This is a genomic window from Aquimarina aquimarini (assembly GCF_900299535.1).
Taxonomy (GTDB): Bacteria; Bacteroidota; Bacteroidia; order Flavobacteriales; family Flavobacteriaceae; genus Aquimarina; species Aquimarina aquimarini.
Window position 1 is genome coordinate 78,246 of record NZ_OMKE01000014.1, and the last position, 15,853, is coordinate 94,098.

The 15,853-nt window shown below is 32.1% G+C and carries 10 protein-coding genes; 8 read left to right on the plus strand and 2 right to left on the minus strand.

Going from position 1 to position 15,853, the window contains the following annotated elements; genetic code table 11:
* The first annotated feature begins 56 nt into the window (after positions 1-56).
* The 5 genes from DG508_RS08590 (at position 57) to DG508_RS08610 (ending at position 7,090) form a co-directional block, all read left to right on the plus strand.
* Positions 57-2,792 (plus strand): PD-(D/E)XK nuclease family protein, encoded by a 2,736-nt coding sequence (locus tag DG508_RS08590; protein ID WP_108867754.1) that lies wholly within the window; start codon positions 57-59, stop codon positions 2,790-2,792.
* Positions 2,793-2,794: 2 nt separating this feature from the next.
* Positions 2,795-3,643 (plus strand): alpha/beta hydrolase family protein, encoded by an 849-nt coding sequence (locus DG508_RS08595; RefSeq protein ID WP_108867755.1) that lies wholly within the window; start codon positions 2,795-2,797, stop codon positions 3,641-3,643.
* A 57-nt stretch (positions 3,644-3,700) separates the two neighbouring features.
* The gene (locus DG508_RS08600; RefSeq protein WP_108867756.1) at positions 3,701-3,988 is read left to right on the plus strand and encodes a hypothetical protein; all 288 of its coding nucleotides are present in this window, start codon (positions 3,701-3,703) and stop codon (positions 3,986-3,988) included.
* An 81-nt stretch (positions 3,989-4,069) separates the two neighbouring features.
* Positions 4,070-6,463, plus strand: coding sequence for a TonB-dependent receptor (locus tag DG508_RS08605; RefSeq protein ID WP_108867757.1), 2,394 nt, complete (start codon positions 4,070-4,072; stop codon positions 6,461-6,463).
* Between the two features lie 27 nt (positions 6,464-6,490).
* On the plus strand, positions 6,491-7,090 hold the full coding sequence (locus DG508_RS08610; protein WP_108867758.1) for a type 1 periplasmic binding fold superfamily protein: 600 nt from the start codon (positions 6,491-6,493) through the stop codon (positions 7,088-7,090).
* 987 nt (positions 7,091-8,077) lie between these two features.
* Here DG508_RS08610 and DG508_RS08615 read toward each other — a convergent pair.
* Positions 8,078-9,157: a PepSY-associated TM helix domain-containing protein gene (locus DG508_RS08615; protein ID WP_234418202.1), complete on the minus strand. Its 1,080-nt coding sequence runs from the start codon at positions 9,155-9,157 to the stop codon at positions 8,078-8,080.
* Between the two features lie 596 nt (positions 9,158-9,753).
* Here DG508_RS08615 and gloA2 point away from each other — a divergent pair.
* Both gloA2 and DG508_RS08625 read left to right on the plus strand, forming a co-directional pair.
* Positions 9,754-10,140 carry an SMU1112c/YaeR family gloxylase I-like metalloprotein gene (gene gloA2 / locus DG508_RS08620; RefSeq protein WP_108867785.1) on the plus strand — a complete coding sequence of 129 codons (387 nt, stop codon included), beginning with the start codon at positions 9,754-9,756 and terminating at the stop codon, positions 10,138-10,140.
* Positions 10,137-10,742 (plus strand): DapH/DapD/GlmU-related protein, encoded by a 606-nt coding sequence (locus DG508_RS08625; protein WP_108867759.1) that lies wholly within the window; start codon positions 10,137-10,139, stop codon positions 10,740-10,742. Before gloA2 ends, DG508_RS08625 begins: the two co-directional genes overlap by 4 nt.
* An 88-nt stretch (positions 10,743-10,830) precedes the next feature.
* On the opposite strand, the gene DG508_RS08630 is transcribed toward DG508_RS08625, so the two are convergent.
* Complete coding sequence (locus tag DG508_RS08630) at positions 10,831-12,408, minus strand: choice-of-anchor I family protein (RefSeq protein WP_108867760.1); 1,578 nt, start codon at positions 12,406-12,408, stop codon at positions 10,831-10,833.
* A gap of 614 nt (positions 12,409-13,022) precedes the next feature.
* Between DG508_RS08630 and DG508_RS08635 the strand changes: the two genes are divergently transcribed.
* Positions 13,023-15,626 carry a TonB-dependent receptor gene (locus DG508_RS08635; RefSeq protein ID WP_108867786.1) on the plus strand — a complete coding sequence of 868 codons (2,604 nt, stop codon included), beginning with the start codon at positions 13,023-13,025 and terminating at the stop codon, positions 15,624-15,626.
* The last annotated feature ends 227 nt before the right edge of the window (positions 15,627-15,853 follow it).

The following is a 15,853-nucleotide window of genomic DNA, read 5'->3' on the forward strand; positions in this document are numbered from 1 at the left end:
GGGACGTTTTTTATTTTTAGGAACTATTATCATATCCAATATTAAATCATATTCGTTTGAAAAGTTTTCTAAAAGAAGTATTACTAGAATTACATGACACTAAAGAAAAAATAAGTGATCTAATTTTTCTTGTGCCCAGTAAAAGAGCAGGGCTTTTTCTTAAAAAAGAACTTTTAGAAATTTATACCGATGAAATTCTTTTTGCCCCAATAATTCTAAGTATAGAAGAATTTATTGTTCAATTATCAGGACTTCAACAAATTGATAATGTGCAAACATTATTCGAGTTTTATGATACGTATCTAGAAACACACCCTCAACAAGAAAAAGAAAATTTTGAAACCTTCAGTAATTGGGCGCAAACATTAATCTATGACTTTAATGAGATTGATAGATACTGTATAGATCACAAAAGCTTTTTTACATATTTATCAGGTATACAGGATTTGAATCACTGGTATTTGCAAAAAGAAAAAACAGAGTTAGTTCATAATTATATCAAATTTTGGGAAAGTCTAATAGATTATTATGATAATTTCAAAAACAAGCTTCTTTCAAAAAAGATAGGATATCAAGGGCTACTGTATAGGAAAGCATCAGAAGATATTCAAGACTATATTAAAACCGAAAAAAGAAAACATATTCTAGTAGGTTTTAATGCATTAAACAACGCAGAACAGCTTATTTTTCAAAGACTTTTAGAAGCGGGTATAGCAAAAATATATTGGGATGCCGATCAGTTCTTTATAGACAAGACGTATCATGAAGCCTCTTTGTTTTTAAGAACATATAGAGAGTCATGGGAATACTATAAAGAGAAACCTTTTCAATGGATACAAAATAATTTTTCTCAAGAAAAGGATATTACACTTATCGGAGTTCCAAAAAATATTGGTCAGGCAAAAACAGTAGGCCAAATACTTGCTAGTGTACCCAAAACAAAATTAGAGAAAACAGCATTAGTACTTGCAGATGAAACCTTATTACAGCCAGTACTTAATTCTTTGCCAGATACAATAGACTCTTTAAATATCACAATGGGATTACCACTCAAAGAAGTTCCTTTGTCAGCTTTTTTTGAGCTATTATTCACACTTCACAAAACAACCCACCCACAAGGGTTATATTATAAATTAATCATTGAGATTTTAAGTAGTCAACCTGCATATCGATTATTGGGATTAGAAGCTACAAGATTAATTAATACCATATCAAAAGAAAACATTGTCTACATTACTCTAGAAAAACTACAAGAAGGAGTCGCAGAGAAAGAGAAACAAATTCTTAAACTACTATTTGAATCATGGCAAAATGTAGCGGTTGCACTAGAGAACAGTAAAAAGATACTAATAACACTTAGAGATAATCTTGATAAAGACAAAGACGAGTTAGAGTTGGAGTATGTTTATCATTTTCATTTAATATTCAATAAAATAGTTACCCTTCACAGTACATATCAATATCTTACTACAATAGGATCGTTATATACCTTGTATAAAGATATTTTGACAACAGAAACACTAGATTTTGCAGGAGAGCCTTTTAGAGGGTTACAGCTTATGGGAATGTTAGAATCGCGTTGTCTAGATTTTGAGACAGTGATTATAACCTCTGTAAACGAAGGGGTTTTACCAGCGGGGAAAAGTATGAATTCTTTTATTCCTTATGATCTAAAAAGAGCGTATAACCTACCTACTTATAAAGAAAAAGATGCAATATATACCTATCACTTCTATAGATTGATCCAAAGAGCAAAAAAAGTATATTTATTATATAACACAGAAAATGAAGGAGTTGGAGGAGGAGAGAAAAGCAGGTTTCTCTTACAGCTAGATATAGATAAAAGGCCAAAACATAAGCTTGCAAAATATATTGTCTCTGCAACAGTGCCTAAATTAATTGCCCGCCCCTTACAAGTAGACAAGAATGAGGATATTATAGCAAGATTAAAAAAATTAGGGGCTCATGGGTTATCCCCATCAGCGTTAACAACCTATATAAGAAACCCAATAGACTTTTACTACAAATATGTTCTAGGTGTTCAAGAAACAGAAGAAGTAGAAGAAACCATAGCAGCAAATACTTTGGGAACAGTTATTCATAATATACTGGAAACATTCTATAAACCAATTGAAGGTAAGTTTCTTACAGTCGAGGATATCAAAAAAATGAGAACTCAAATAGAAACCGAACTCAAAAAAGAATTCAAACAAGAATACACAAAACTAGATATTACACAAGGTAAAAACCTTTTGATTTTTGAAGTAGCAAAACAATACATCTATAATTTTTTGAAAACCGAAGAAAAGGTATTGAACAGTGGTAGACAATTAAAAATTATATCGATAGAAAGTAATCTAAAAACCAAATTACATATCCCTGAATTAGATTTCCCTATATATATCAAAGGAAAAGTAGACCGTATCGATGAATTAGATGGTCAAGTAAGAATTATAGATTACAAAACAGGTAGAGTAAGCAAAAATGATGTTGTCATAATGGATTGGGATTTGATCACAGAAGACTATAAATATAGCAAGGTGATACAAGTTTTGGCATATGCTTATATGCGCCACAACGAAAATCCGATTTCTCAAGCCTTTCAAGCAGGGATAATTTCGTTTAAAAACCTTCAAGAAGGGTTTCTTGGGTTTGGAACCAAAGAAAGTGTACGAGGTAAGGTAAATTATGAAATAACGAATGTTGTATTTGAAGAGTATCTACGGCAAGTTACAAAAATGATATCTGAAATTTTTAATAATAAAATTCCGTTTATCGAAAAAGAAGTATAACTATGACTACACGTAATAATAATATATATATAGAAGGAAAACATAACAAGCCAATTCTAGCCGATGTTTTTTATTTAGAGAATGAATTACAGAAACCTATTGTTATTTTTTGTCATGGATATAAGGGGTTCAAAGATTGGGGAGCATGGGATTTGGTAGCAAATTCTTTTGCAAATGCAGGTTTTTTCTTTGTGAAATTTAATTTCTCTCATAATGGAGGGACTGCAAAACAACCAATTGATTTTCCTGATCTCGAAGCTTTTGCAAATAATAATTATAATAAAGAATTAGACGACTTAGAAACTGTAATTGATTGGGTTACATCTTCTGATTTTGAATATAATAAAGAAATAATCACTTCAAACATTACCTTGATAGGGCATTCACGAGGAGGAGGTATTGTAACGATAAAGGCTGTAGAAGATACAAGAGTTACCAAATTAATAACCTGGGCAGGGGTTTCAGATTATAAAAATCGATTCCCAAAGGGAAAAGCCTTTGATGAATGGAGAGAGAATAAAGTAATGTATGTTGAAAACGGAAGAACCCAACAGAGAATGCCACATTATTTTCAGTTTTATACATCTTTTATAGAAGATGAAGAGCGATTAACTATTGCAAAAGCTGTTACAAAAATCAAAATTCCTTATTTGATTGTTCATGGCACAGATGACCCTACAGTTGATGTAGAAGAAGGCAAAAAAATAAACTCATGGAATCGTGATAGTGAGTTATTTTTGGTAGAAGGATCTGATCATATATTTGGAGCGAGACATCCATGGCAAAAAAAGAATCTACCAAAGTATCTGGATGTTATAGTGCAAAAATCTATTAATTTTGCTAGTCTTTAACACTTTATTAGTCAAAAAATATACTAAGCAACTGTTTTTTTTCGTTTATTTGCCGTAATGAAGGTAAACAGACAAATACTAGCCTCTATTTTTTTGGTACTTTTTGGTATCATTCAATTAGCAGATTTACATGTCGTTGGTCATGATGATGATGATGATGTAGAATGCTCAATTTGTAAATTTACGTTGGATCATCATAATGATGGGGTAATACCAGTAGATTCAGTAAAAATTTCTGAGATCATAACTGTTCCCGCAGATATTGTTCGTACAACTTATGTAAATCGTTATTTTGGTTCATCTGTTACCCATTCATTTTTAAATAAAGCCCCACCCGCAGTATAATTTTATTTAGACTTTTTTTATTGACAACTTAACTGGTAGTATTACTCTCTAGTACCAGATTATTCATTATTTATTTTATAGATGAAAGGACTCACATGCTTATTAGTGTTTCTTTTTTTGGTAAACCTCGTATCAGCACAGGAATGTGATAAATCACTCTCTGGTAGAGTTATAGATTTTCATGATGGGGTGCCTCTAGAAGGAGCTACAATAACATTTAACAACCGCACAGTAGTGACAGATGTAACTGGCACATATCACATTAAAGGTTTATGTACAACAGCGTACGCTTTTACAATATCCCATGAAAAATGCAACTCTCAGGTAGTTACATTAGAGATGGCAAGGGTATCTGATAAAGATTTTTATCTAGAACATCATCTTAATGAACTTGATGAAGTAAAGGTAGATGGAGCAGATATTAGTAAAACAAACTCTGCTCAAGAAGAAACCATTGGGTCAGAAATTATTGATAAATATAGTAATGCTTCACTAGGAGATGCTCTTAGAGGGATTACAGGTGTTTCCTCATTAAATACTGGATCAACCATAGTAAAACCAATTATTCAAGGATTAAGCGGCAGTAGAGTACTTATTATGAATAATGGTGTGCGTATGCAGGATATGGAGTGGGGAGATGAGCATGCTCCTAATATTGATATCAATACAGCAGGAAATATTACTGTGGTAAAAGGAGCTTCTGCATTGAGATATGGTGGTGATGCTATTGGTGGAGTAATTATTATGCAACCTAGTAAAGTACCAACAAAAGACACTCTTTATGGAAAAACAGTAGCTTCAGGAGCAACAAATGGTTGGGGAGGTTCAATTACATCAGAATTAATAAAAGGATATAAAAGCGGCTGGTTTCTTAAAGCACAAGGAAGCTTAAAACGTTTTGGTGATGTAGAAGCACCAGATTATGTGCTCTCTAATACAGGAATATTTCAGAAAGGAGCATCATTCTCTTTTGGAGTAAATAAATTTACTCATGGTTGGGATGCATATTATTCCTTTTTTGAGAATGAAATTGGCGTATTGGCAGCTTCACACATAGGTAGTGTAGATGATCTTATTAATGCAATAAATAGTCAAAAACCTGCAATTGTTAGAGATTTTACCTATAAAATTAATGCTCCAAAACAAGAAGTTACTCATCACCTAGGGCGATTACGATATTTCAAACGTTTTGAGGAATTAGGAAAATGGAGTACGCAATATGATTTTCAGTATAATAAGCGATTTGAATTTGATATCCGTAGAATTGAAGAACGTAATAAAAAACCAAGTATAGACCTAGAATTAAAAACACATACACTCACCTCAGACTTTAGATTTGATTCAAATCCAGAGTTATTGTGGAGTATTGGTGGTCTATTTAGATATCAAAATAATTTTGCAGACCCTAGTACAGGGGTAAGAAGACTTATTCCTGATTATGACAAGTACGATGCTGGAGTATTTATTACAGGAGAGTATGACTTAACAAACAATATTGTAATAGATGGAGGTATTAGGTATGATTATAATCGTATAGATGCCAAAAAGTTTTATTTAAAATCAAGATGGGAAGAAAGAAATTATTCTATTGATTTTTCTAACCTTATCATTGAAGACTTTAATACACAATGGCTTGTTAATCCAGTTTTTGACTATCACAGTATTTCTGGTACTGCAGGAATACAATATATATATAAAGAAGATTATGAGTTCAGGTTCAATTACGCATTAGCGCAACGAGCTCCTAACCCATCAGAATTGTTCAGTGATGGATTGCATCATTCTGCAGCCAGAATTGAATTGGGAGACTTAAGAATAGATCAAGAAACATCTCATAAAATATCAATAACAGCACAAAAGAATACAGAGAAATGGGGCTGGGAAATTGCGCCTTACGCCAATTTTATAAATGATTATGTTTTATTAGAACCCGTTGATGTACAACTCTCTATAAGAGGTGCATTTCCTGTTTGGGAGTACAGACAAACTGATGTTACATTAGTAGGATTAGATGCAAAGCTGTATACAAATTGGAACAAACATTGGAGAACAGATCATAGTTTCTCTTTGGTAAAAGGAAATGAAAATAAGAATGATATACCACTGATTAATATACCATCAGCAAATTTTGATAATCGTATTACCTACACAAATAAGAACTGGTATGGATTTAATGCATCATTAGAAAGCCAGTATTTTTTCAGGCAAAATGAATACCCTGATAATATTTCAGTATTTTCTCCACAACAACAAGAAACCGTTGAATTAGATATCAACACTCCTCCTAAAGCATATCATTTATTAAATGCAGATGCTAGTATGGAGTTTCCTCTTGGAGAAAAAAATATAGTAAAAGTAGGAGTAACGGTAAACAATATATTAAATAAAAATTATAGGAACTATTTGAATCGTCAACGATATTTTGCAGATGATTTAGGTAGAACATTTTTATTAAGATTTTCAATTAAATATTAAATTAAATATTAAATTAAACTAAAAGTAATGAACACACGTAAATTTTTATCAACGCTTTTTATTGGAGGTATTCTATTCACATCTTGCTCCAGTGACGATGATAACCCTGTACCAGTAAATGAGGAAGAATTAATAACAAAGATGACAGTCTCGTTAGTCAATGCTGGAGAAACAGTGACTCTTACGGTTACAGATGAAGATGGAGCAGATGGACCAAAAGACCCGCAGGTAACAGTTTCAGGTAATTTGAATGCCAATACAACTTATACTGGCTCTGTAGAATTATTGAATGGATCAGTAAGTCCAGCAGAAATTATTAATGAAGAGATAGAAGAAGAAGCAGATGAGCACCAATTCTTTTATCAAACAAGTACAGCATTAGATATTACAACAACGTATACAGATAAAGAATCTGATTATAAAAAAGCAGATGGCACATCTTTTACAACAGAGAATCCTGTAGGGTTAACATTTACGTTAGCAACAAAAGAAGCAGGAACAGGTACATTAACAGTAACGTTAAGACATCAACCTAATAAAGGTGCAACTGGAGTAACTGGAGGAGATATTACAAATGCAGGAGGAGAAACAGATATCACTCAAAGTTTTGATATTACTGTACAATAAGCAAAGCACATAGAAATATAATATAGTGCTAACAAAAGAATAATTGAAATGTAATAATTATGTAAGTTGAATTTGTGTAAAGTCTTCATAATTAATTTCAATTTTAACCCTCGGGAGACACTCCCGAGGGTTTTTAAACCAACACTCTGGCTTAAAGACTAAATAAAATAAACCAGAGCTAGTACTCTCTTTTTGAGATACAAAAAAAATAAAAAAGCATTGTTCTTGGATTTGAAAAAACGATAGAGAATATGGAAGTATAAATTTCATAAAATTATGTTAACGCTTGATTTTTAGAAAGTTGATTACAGTAGTTTTATGAGTGTATTACCGTAGTATTAAGTGTTAATTATTATCAAATAAATGTTAAAACAGTTATGAAATAGCGCTTATATTCGTAATATCAATCCAAAGTAACAAACGATAAAATTGAAACTATCATAATTAGTATAAGTTGAGTTTGTGTTAAATACATACAATTATGTTTCAATTTAGACCCCTGGGAGTAGTTAACCTGGGGGTTGCTTTTTATATATACCAAGCATAAATATTCTGGTACTTCAAAACAGTACTATGGGAATTATAGAAGTATAAATCAAGTTTATAAATAATACCAGTTATACTTTGAATTTACTGTAAAAGAAAAGCAGCTATTTTTTGTTTATGCAAAGAAGAAAAAGTTAGCATAGCTATAGCTACGGTTAATTTTTATTCTGAAGCATAGGCGAAAAAGAGAATTTTATTGCGGTAAAATCAACGTGTAAGTGGTATAAGTATACCTAAATATCAATAAGATAAAGATGGATGATATCTATTTTTATTGACTTTGATGTACTTTGCTTTTGTGTTTAAGCTTACGTACAACCAACAAGGAAGATATTGCTATAAATAACCACAGTATATCAAATACAAAAACGCTGTAATTCTTATTTGAAAAAGTTACCCAAAGCCAATTTCCTGATGAAAAACCGTTTATAAACGGAATGACTAATCCCAAAACTCCCCCTGATAATAAGGTGTATTTGTTGGTAAAATAATTGTTTTTTTCATCCAAAAGAAAATAGACAATACAAACCATCCACCAAAAAAGACACAATACAAGATTAGTTTTCGTTCTTGATTGAAAGGTTCTGGAATTAGCTTAGAAGCTATAAAAGCTAATGCGGTAGCAGGAAACATAGTTAAGCAAAATGCCATATAAATATAACCTACCTGTGCATTGAATTTTTTTTGTTTCTCTGGCACGTTTTTTTTGTCCCTAGCCGTAAGCCAAATTAAGACACCCGTGATGATAACAAAGCAGGTTATCATGGTCATTATAAAGTAGATGATTTTTAAGAGATAATTCGGCCAAGTACCCAGTTCCCCAAATTTTGCATGATGTAAATTACCTGCAACTTCATAAACAGCTTTTGAATAGCCTAAGTCATTGGGGTCTGTGATCGAAGTGATTTTTTTTGTTGTAAAATCATAGCTAATTTCAGCATTGTGAAAAAATTGTTTTTTCTCTTTTAGTGTTCCGTAAACTGTAATCGTACTATTATAGTTTCCATAATTATTTACTTCAAGATAATTAGAAGAAAAACCCTTCCAGGAGGTTTGTAAACTATCTAAAAATGGAGTTATTAAAGGGGCTTTGTTTATGTGTTTACTAGAGGTATAATTACTGTTGGTATCTACTATTTCTACAGAAATTTTCTCTGTTTGATTTTCAGGAAAAAGAGCTTCTAATGGTTGTTTTGTTAGTATGTATAGGCAAAACATAGCTCCTGTTAATGCATACATAAATTGAAAAGGTAGCCCAATAACCCCAAGAGTTGTATGTGCATCTGCCCAAACCGTTTTTAATTTTGCCCAAGGTCTAAATACATAAAAGTTGGATATTATTTTTTTCCAATGAACAATCACTCCCGTTACAATGGCAAACAAAAAGAAAAACGAAACAAAACCAGCCAAATAATAACCAAAAAGACTAGCAGAATATTTATTATAAACCCTTTCAAATCCCTCTGATGTTTTGATATCAAAAATAAGATATGTATTGCTGTTTGATTTTTGAGATGACAATTTTGGGGTGTTTTTTTTGCCAAAGGTAATGTTATTTAGAATTATTACAAATAATAAAATATAAGTTTTACCTCCTCTTTTGGTGATTTATTTTATAAAATCAGAGAATAATTTATCGGTAGTAACTTTATTATTAATAGTGTGAGGTAGTTAATTCAGAGGTTATTCTTTTTGTGTACTTTTTTTAAACAAGTCTTATATGATTACATGGGCGATCTTGTGTTTTATCAGGATACAGATGCATGCAGCTGGAGATGAGCAATAAACAATAATATTGCTAGCAACACAATGTGTTATGTTTCTCCCACTGTATAGAAGCAGAAAATTCCTTAGCTTTGGAAAAGCAAACTAAACATAACACTTCGTATACTCTATTGATCAAATTGTTTGCTTTCGTTGCACAAACGATTTAATCAACGACATTAAAGTTGAGTTTACTTAGATGTTATCCGCAATTCCAAATTTGGATCAGATATTTTTTCTGAGGTTTATAAAAGCTGTATGGAGTTTCTTTTCCTAAGTAGTTTATGGCATATCTCTGACTTTAGGAATGAGGATTGCCCATTTGTTTAATGAAGCCTATTAATATAGATACAATGAAAATTGAAAAATTGCATCACATTGCTATTATCTGTTCTGATTATGAAAAATCTAAAAAGTTTTACACCGAAATTTTGGGATTCAAAATTAAAAGTGAAACTTACAGAGTAGAACGGCAATCATATAAGCTTGACCTTTCACTAAACGGACAGTATTTAATTGAGTTATTTTCATTTCCGAATCCTCCAAAAAGATTAACAAGACCTGAATCTGCGGGTTTAAGGCATATTGCATTTGCAGTTACAGACCTTGATTCATGTGTGGAGTTTTTAAAATCAAATGATGTAATAACAGAAGCAATACGAATAGATGAGTTTACAAATAAAAGGTTTACTTTTCTTAATGATCCTGATAAACTACCAATTGAATTATATGAGTTATGATAAACATTAAACATTTCCTACAAAACTTTTACTTTCCTCTTATACAAGATAAAACAAAACAACCTTGGGATGTCATTACTGATTTAGAAAACATAATAATCAATCGTATTTCTATGCTTAATACTGACTACAAAATAGAAAACAATATTGCAATTCATAAAACTGCTTTGATAGAAAAAAATGTCACTATTAAGGCACCAGCAATTATCGAAAAGAATTGCTTTATCGGTGCAAATGCTTACTTACGAAATGGTATTTACCTTGCAGAGAATGTGAAAATTGGAGCAAGTTGTGAGATTAAATCATCCTGTATTTTCAATAACAGTGCTATTGCTCATTTTAATTTTATCGGTGATAGTGTTATCGGGCAAAAAGTTAATTTTGAAGCAGGTTCTATTACAGCCAATCATTACAATGAAAGAAAAGAAAAACGAATTTTTGTAACATACAATGGAATAATTATCGATACCAAAACAGAAAAGTTTGGTTCTTTGGTTGGAGATAATTCAAAAATTGGAGCAAATGCTGTTTTATCACCAGGGACAATTTTAGAGGCTAATAGCATAGTAAAGCGACTTGAATTAATAGAACAAGTAAAATGATAAAAAGGCTTTACGAGATAAACCTCTGTAAAGCCTTTCAAAAAAATAAAACATACACCTTTCTCAATAGATAGGGATAAGGTAACACCTAATCATCATCACATGTAGCTGTTTTGTTTTCATAAATAGTTACGGTACCACTTCCTTCATTACTTACTACGAGCAATGGTTTTTTTGTAGGACTATCTTTTCTGGATATGGCAAGTAATCCTTCTGGGGCACTATCTCCTGGATGCGTTAAAATTTGTACAAATTGAGGAGAAACAGGGTTACTGATATCATAAACCAGTACCTCGTCATCACGTTCAAGTCCAACAAAAAGTACATATTTATCATCACATAGTTTCATGGCATCTACCGTTTCTGGTTCAGCACCTTTATCATCACTTCTTTTATCATTCCCATTAAAAACGTTAGGAGTTAACTCTAATGTTTTTAAACCAATGTCATTACCACTATCATAAAGTAAAGCACCTTTTGTTGACCACACAGAAAAAGAACGTGCACCAAATGAATACAAGGCATTATTTTCTTTGTTTTTAGGGCTTTTTAAAGCATTAGTGATTTTTAGTCTTCCTAGATTTGCATTATTTTGATAATCTCCTTGGGCAGGAAAAATTGAAGGGTTTAAGATAAGGTCTGCGACTCGAGCCTCTTCACTAAACCCAGTATAATCTCTAGAATCACCTTCATTAGCAGAAAAAATATACCCTTTTCCGTTGATATTCATATATTTGATTCCATCGGGTTGATACATCCCGTATACAGGAACAGACCAGTGTTTTAATCTTTTTTGATTGTCTTTATCACTAGCATCTATTTCATTTCCAGGTAAAGAATAATCTTTAAACCCTAATGGATAGATAGCAACAATTCGCTTATTTTCTAGGTCAACTTCTGCCAGTCCGTTATTTTCTTGTAGCGCAACCCAAGCAGTTTTAGAATTTTTAGAAACAGCCACATATTCTGGCTCTACATCTCTTGATAGGTTTGCATTAGGACTAAATACTCTAAACCCTTTTGCTTCTAGAGCAGTTTCTTGAAGATTAAAAGCATGAAAATCTAAAGTAACGACATTGTTTTTCTTCAAATCAATAACACTGATAGACCCTTCGGGATCAAAGGAGAAATCATCATTAGGCTCCCCCTCATTGGCCACAACAATTTTTTTGCCATCAGGAGTAAAAGTGATCATGTCAGGTAATGCCCCTACAGTAAATGTGTTTTCCAGTAATTGAGTTTTTGTATCATATACCAATACTGTTCCTGGATTTTGTTTTATAGGAGCTTCTACAGCGATTGCTAATTTCCCTTTTTTTACAGAAACACTATTGGCTCCCCCCAATGCGCTTAGGTCTATAGAGGGTTCCTCAATAGGGGTATTGATATCACTGATATTATAGACAGATATTTCCCGTATTCCTAGTACGATATCGTTATTAACGATAAAAAGCTTATTTGTTTCAGGATCAAAAGCTGTAATTTCTGCAGCTGCTTGATTACCAACATCAATGGTGGATTTTTGTTGAAAATTAATACTGAATTCTTCTTCATTATCTTTTCTAAAATTTTCAGAATTTAATTCGATATCATCTGAACATGATACAGCAAAGAGAGGTATCAAGAAAAGAAGGCTTTTTTTTAATGGTTTGTGTGAATTTTTCATTTTTAGTGAGTTTGTAAAACTTTGATTTGTAAATATTTGTGGTTAATTGGCAGGTATAACGAAAGAATGGCGCTAATGTTTTGTTAGCATTAATCTTTTATTGATTTTTTTATCAATAGTAGAAAACTCCAATTGTAAATTTTATTTGATTGAAAGTGAATCGGATGAAATAATGTTTTCTTTTTTTTAAAGAAAACAAAACATTGCTAACACTGAAGTTGAAAAAGTGTAACTCTAAATGGGGGTAATTTTTATAAATTTAACACCCGATTTCCCTTATACATCACTTTTTTTTGAGACTTATGTTGCAAAGATTATGGATGTTTAATTAACATTTTTTTGGTTGATAAGTTGTGAATATTTTTAAGTAATTCGTTGTTAATATGATACGAAATAATTCTACCTTAAATCTATCAATAAAATTGTGCACAAAATTTAACATTTAAATAAACTATGCGTGCATAAAGATTCGTTCTTTTGCGAAAAATATTAACACTATCAATTATTGTGAAACTTGATACGATGTAAGCACTTTTTGAAATATTAAATTCAAATCGTTTTTATTCGTTGCAAGTTCTATGAGATTATTAAAAAAAACAGTTAAAAACACATTCATGAAACAGATTACATTTTTATTTGTTGTAATCCTTATGGCAGTCGTTGGGGAGGCGACCGCACAAGGAGTAGTCACAGGAACTGTACTGGATGCAGAATCAAATGCACCATTACCAGGGGCAAACGTTATTGAACTGAGAACTTCTAATGGAACATCATCAGATTTTGATGGGATGTTTTCTCTAAAAGTAAGTAACACTACAGGAACCATTAACATTTCTTATTTAGGATTTGGGGCAAAAAGCATTGAGTATGATGTGACCAATGGAAATCAGGATTTAGGAACGATTAGTTTAAACCCTGATAACTCACTAGAAGAAATTGTACTAGTTGGTACAGGAGTTGTTGATTTGGCAGAAGACAGAAAAACACCAATCGCAGTATCAACGATTAGAGGAGAAGACATTCAGCTAAAAGCAGCGGGTAATGTAGAGTTTACAGAAACAATGAAAAATACTCCGTCTGTATATGTATCGAACCAAGCAGGAGGATTTGGTGATAGCCAAGTTTTTCTAAGAGGGTTTGATAATACAAATACAGCAATATTATTAAATGGACAACCAATCAATAGTCCAGAAGACGGAAGAGTATATTGGTCTAATTGGGCTGGAATGTCTGATGTAGCCAATGCAGTTCAGGTACAACGTGGTTTAGGGTCTTCTAAGCTAGCAATTTCTTCTGTAGGTGGAACAATAAACATTGTTTCTAAAACTACAGATCAAAAAGAAGGAGGTTTTGCAAGACTATTAGGTGGTAATGATAGCTATGCCAAGGGTACAGTTAGTTATAACACAGGATTGAGTGATAGCGGATGGGCTTTTTCGGTTTTATTAGACCATTGGCAAGCACATAGAAAATACGCAGAAGGAACGGCAGGACAAGGACAAAGTTATTTGTTTTCGGTTGGGTATAAACCAAATGAACAACATACATTTAACCTTTTAGTTACAGGGGCTCCACAATGGCATGATCAAAATTATTCTCAAGATTTAGAAGTATATGAAGAATTTACTGCAAAGCACAATAGAAACTCTGGTTTCTTAGATGGAGAGCGCTTTACAGAACGAAGAAATTACTACCATAAGCCAGTAGCAAACTTGAACTGGGATTTTGATATCAACGAAAAACTAGATCTATCTACAGTTTTATATGCATCATGGGGACGTGGTGGTGGAACAGGTGGTCTTGGTAGAGGTAGAGTCAGAGTTAATGATAATAACAATGATAATATAGATTTTGAGCAAATAAGAGCTAATAATATTACTACAGCTGATAGTAATGGTTTTGGAAATTTTGGAGACTCTTATGCAAGAAGAGCTTCTGTAAATAACCATAACTGGTATGGATTACTTTCAAATTTAAATATAAAAGCAACTGAAAATTGGGCATTCAATGTTGGTTTTGATGGAAGGTTATATAAAGGAGATCACTTTTACCAAATAAATGATTTGTTAGGCCTTACAGGATATGTTGATAATAGAAGAACAGACAGACCAGATGATTATGTATTTACACAAGAATATGACGCAGATCCGTGGTCAGCATTATTTGATTTTGCAGATGAGGCGAATCGTACACAGTTTGATTATTCAGAAAACATCAACTATTTAGGAGGATTTGGTCAGGCAGAGTACTCAACAGATAGGTTCGCTGTATTTTTTCAGGGAGCAGTATCAACACAGTCATATCAAAGAGATGGTCGTTTTGTAGGAACAGGTAATGGTTTAGGTAAATCTGAAAAACTAAATAAAGTTGGGTATAATGTAAAAGGAGGAGCATCGTATAATCTTAATGAGAATCATTCGGTTTTTGCTAATGCAGGATATTTCTCACGTCAACCTTTCTTAGATAATGTATTTGCTGACATAAGAAATTCTAATGATATTGTTAAACCAGAAATAGATAATGAAGAGATTACTAGTTTTGAAGCAGGGTATCGTTTTAAAAATAACAACTTTAGGTTTAATCTTGATGTTTACCATACCGAATGGGCAAATCGTTTCTTAACATTTAATGGACCTGAATTAGGAAATGGAGATAATACAACATATCGATTAACAGGAGTTTCACAAATTCATAAAGGACTGGAGTTTGATTTTGAGTATAGACCTGATGGTGGAAGATGGAGATTAAGAGGATATGGTTCTCTTGGTAATTGGAAATTTGATGCTGAAACACCATTTACTCTGACAAATGATCAAACAACTACTATTATTGATAACGGTGTTATTGAATTAACAGATACAAAAGTTGGTAGCGCACCGCAAACTTCTTTTGGAGCAGGAGTATACGTTGATATTATTGATAACCTATCATTTGATGCTGATTATAATGTCTATACTGATTTGTATGGTTTTGTTGATCCAGAAGATGTTGCTCAAGCTTCTATTGCTGGAGAGACGTATCAGGCAAAAAGATTACCATCATATGATCTTGTAGATGCTGGTCTTACTTATAAGCTTAATTTTGGAGAAAATAAACTAGTTTTTAGAGGAAACGTAAAAAACGTGTTTAATTCACCATATATTAACCAATTAAGTTCATTTGGTTACTATTTAGGAGTTGGTAGAACATGGAATGCAAGTGTAAGCTACAAATTCTAAATTATATAAAAATATAATTTTAACCCCCTCATTCGACAATCGAATGAGGGGGTTTTCTTTTAATGCATCTTTCTCTGCTTCCTACATAAAACAAAGAAGAGCCTTATACAAGTATTTGTTAAAATAAAAGACAATAGTATTCTATAAAATTTAAAATGATAGGTATTAGTAAATTAGATTTGTCATCTAGAATAAATCTAAATAAGCCCCTGTATGGCTAGTATATG

Excerpts from the sequence above, each read along its gene's own strand:
- DG508_RS08595 (WP_108867755.1), top strand. The coding sequence starts at position 2,795 with ATGACTACACGTAATAATAATATATATATAGAAGGAAAACATAACAAG.
- DG508_RS08600 (WP_108867756.1), top strand. The coding sequence starts at position 3,701 with ATGAAGGTAAACAGACAAATACTAGCCTCTATTTTTTTGGTACTTTTT.
- DG508_RS08605 (WP_108867757.1), top strand. The coding sequence starts at position 4,070 with ATGAAAGGACTCACATGCTTATTAGTGTTTCTTTTTTTGGTAAACCTC.
- DG508_RS08610 (WP_108867758.1), top strand. The coding sequence starts at position 6,491 with ATGAACACACGTAAATTTTTATCAACGCTTTTTATTGGAGGTATTCTA.
- gloA2 (WP_108867785.1), top strand. The coding sequence starts at position 9,754 with ATGAAAATTGAAAAATTGCATCACATTGCTATTATCTGTTCTGATTAT.
- DG508_RS08625 (WP_108867759.1), top strand. The coding sequence starts at position 10,137 with ATGATAAACATTAAACATTTCCTACAAAACTTTTACTTTCCTCTTATA.
- DG508_RS08630 (WP_108867760.1), bottom strand. The coding sequence starts at position 12,408 with ATGAAAAATTCACACAAACCATTAAAAAAAAGCCTTCTTTTCTTGATA.
- DG508_RS08635 (WP_108867786.1), top strand. The coding sequence starts at position 13,023 with ATGAAACAGATTACATTTTTATTTGTTGTAATCCTTATGGCAGTCGTT.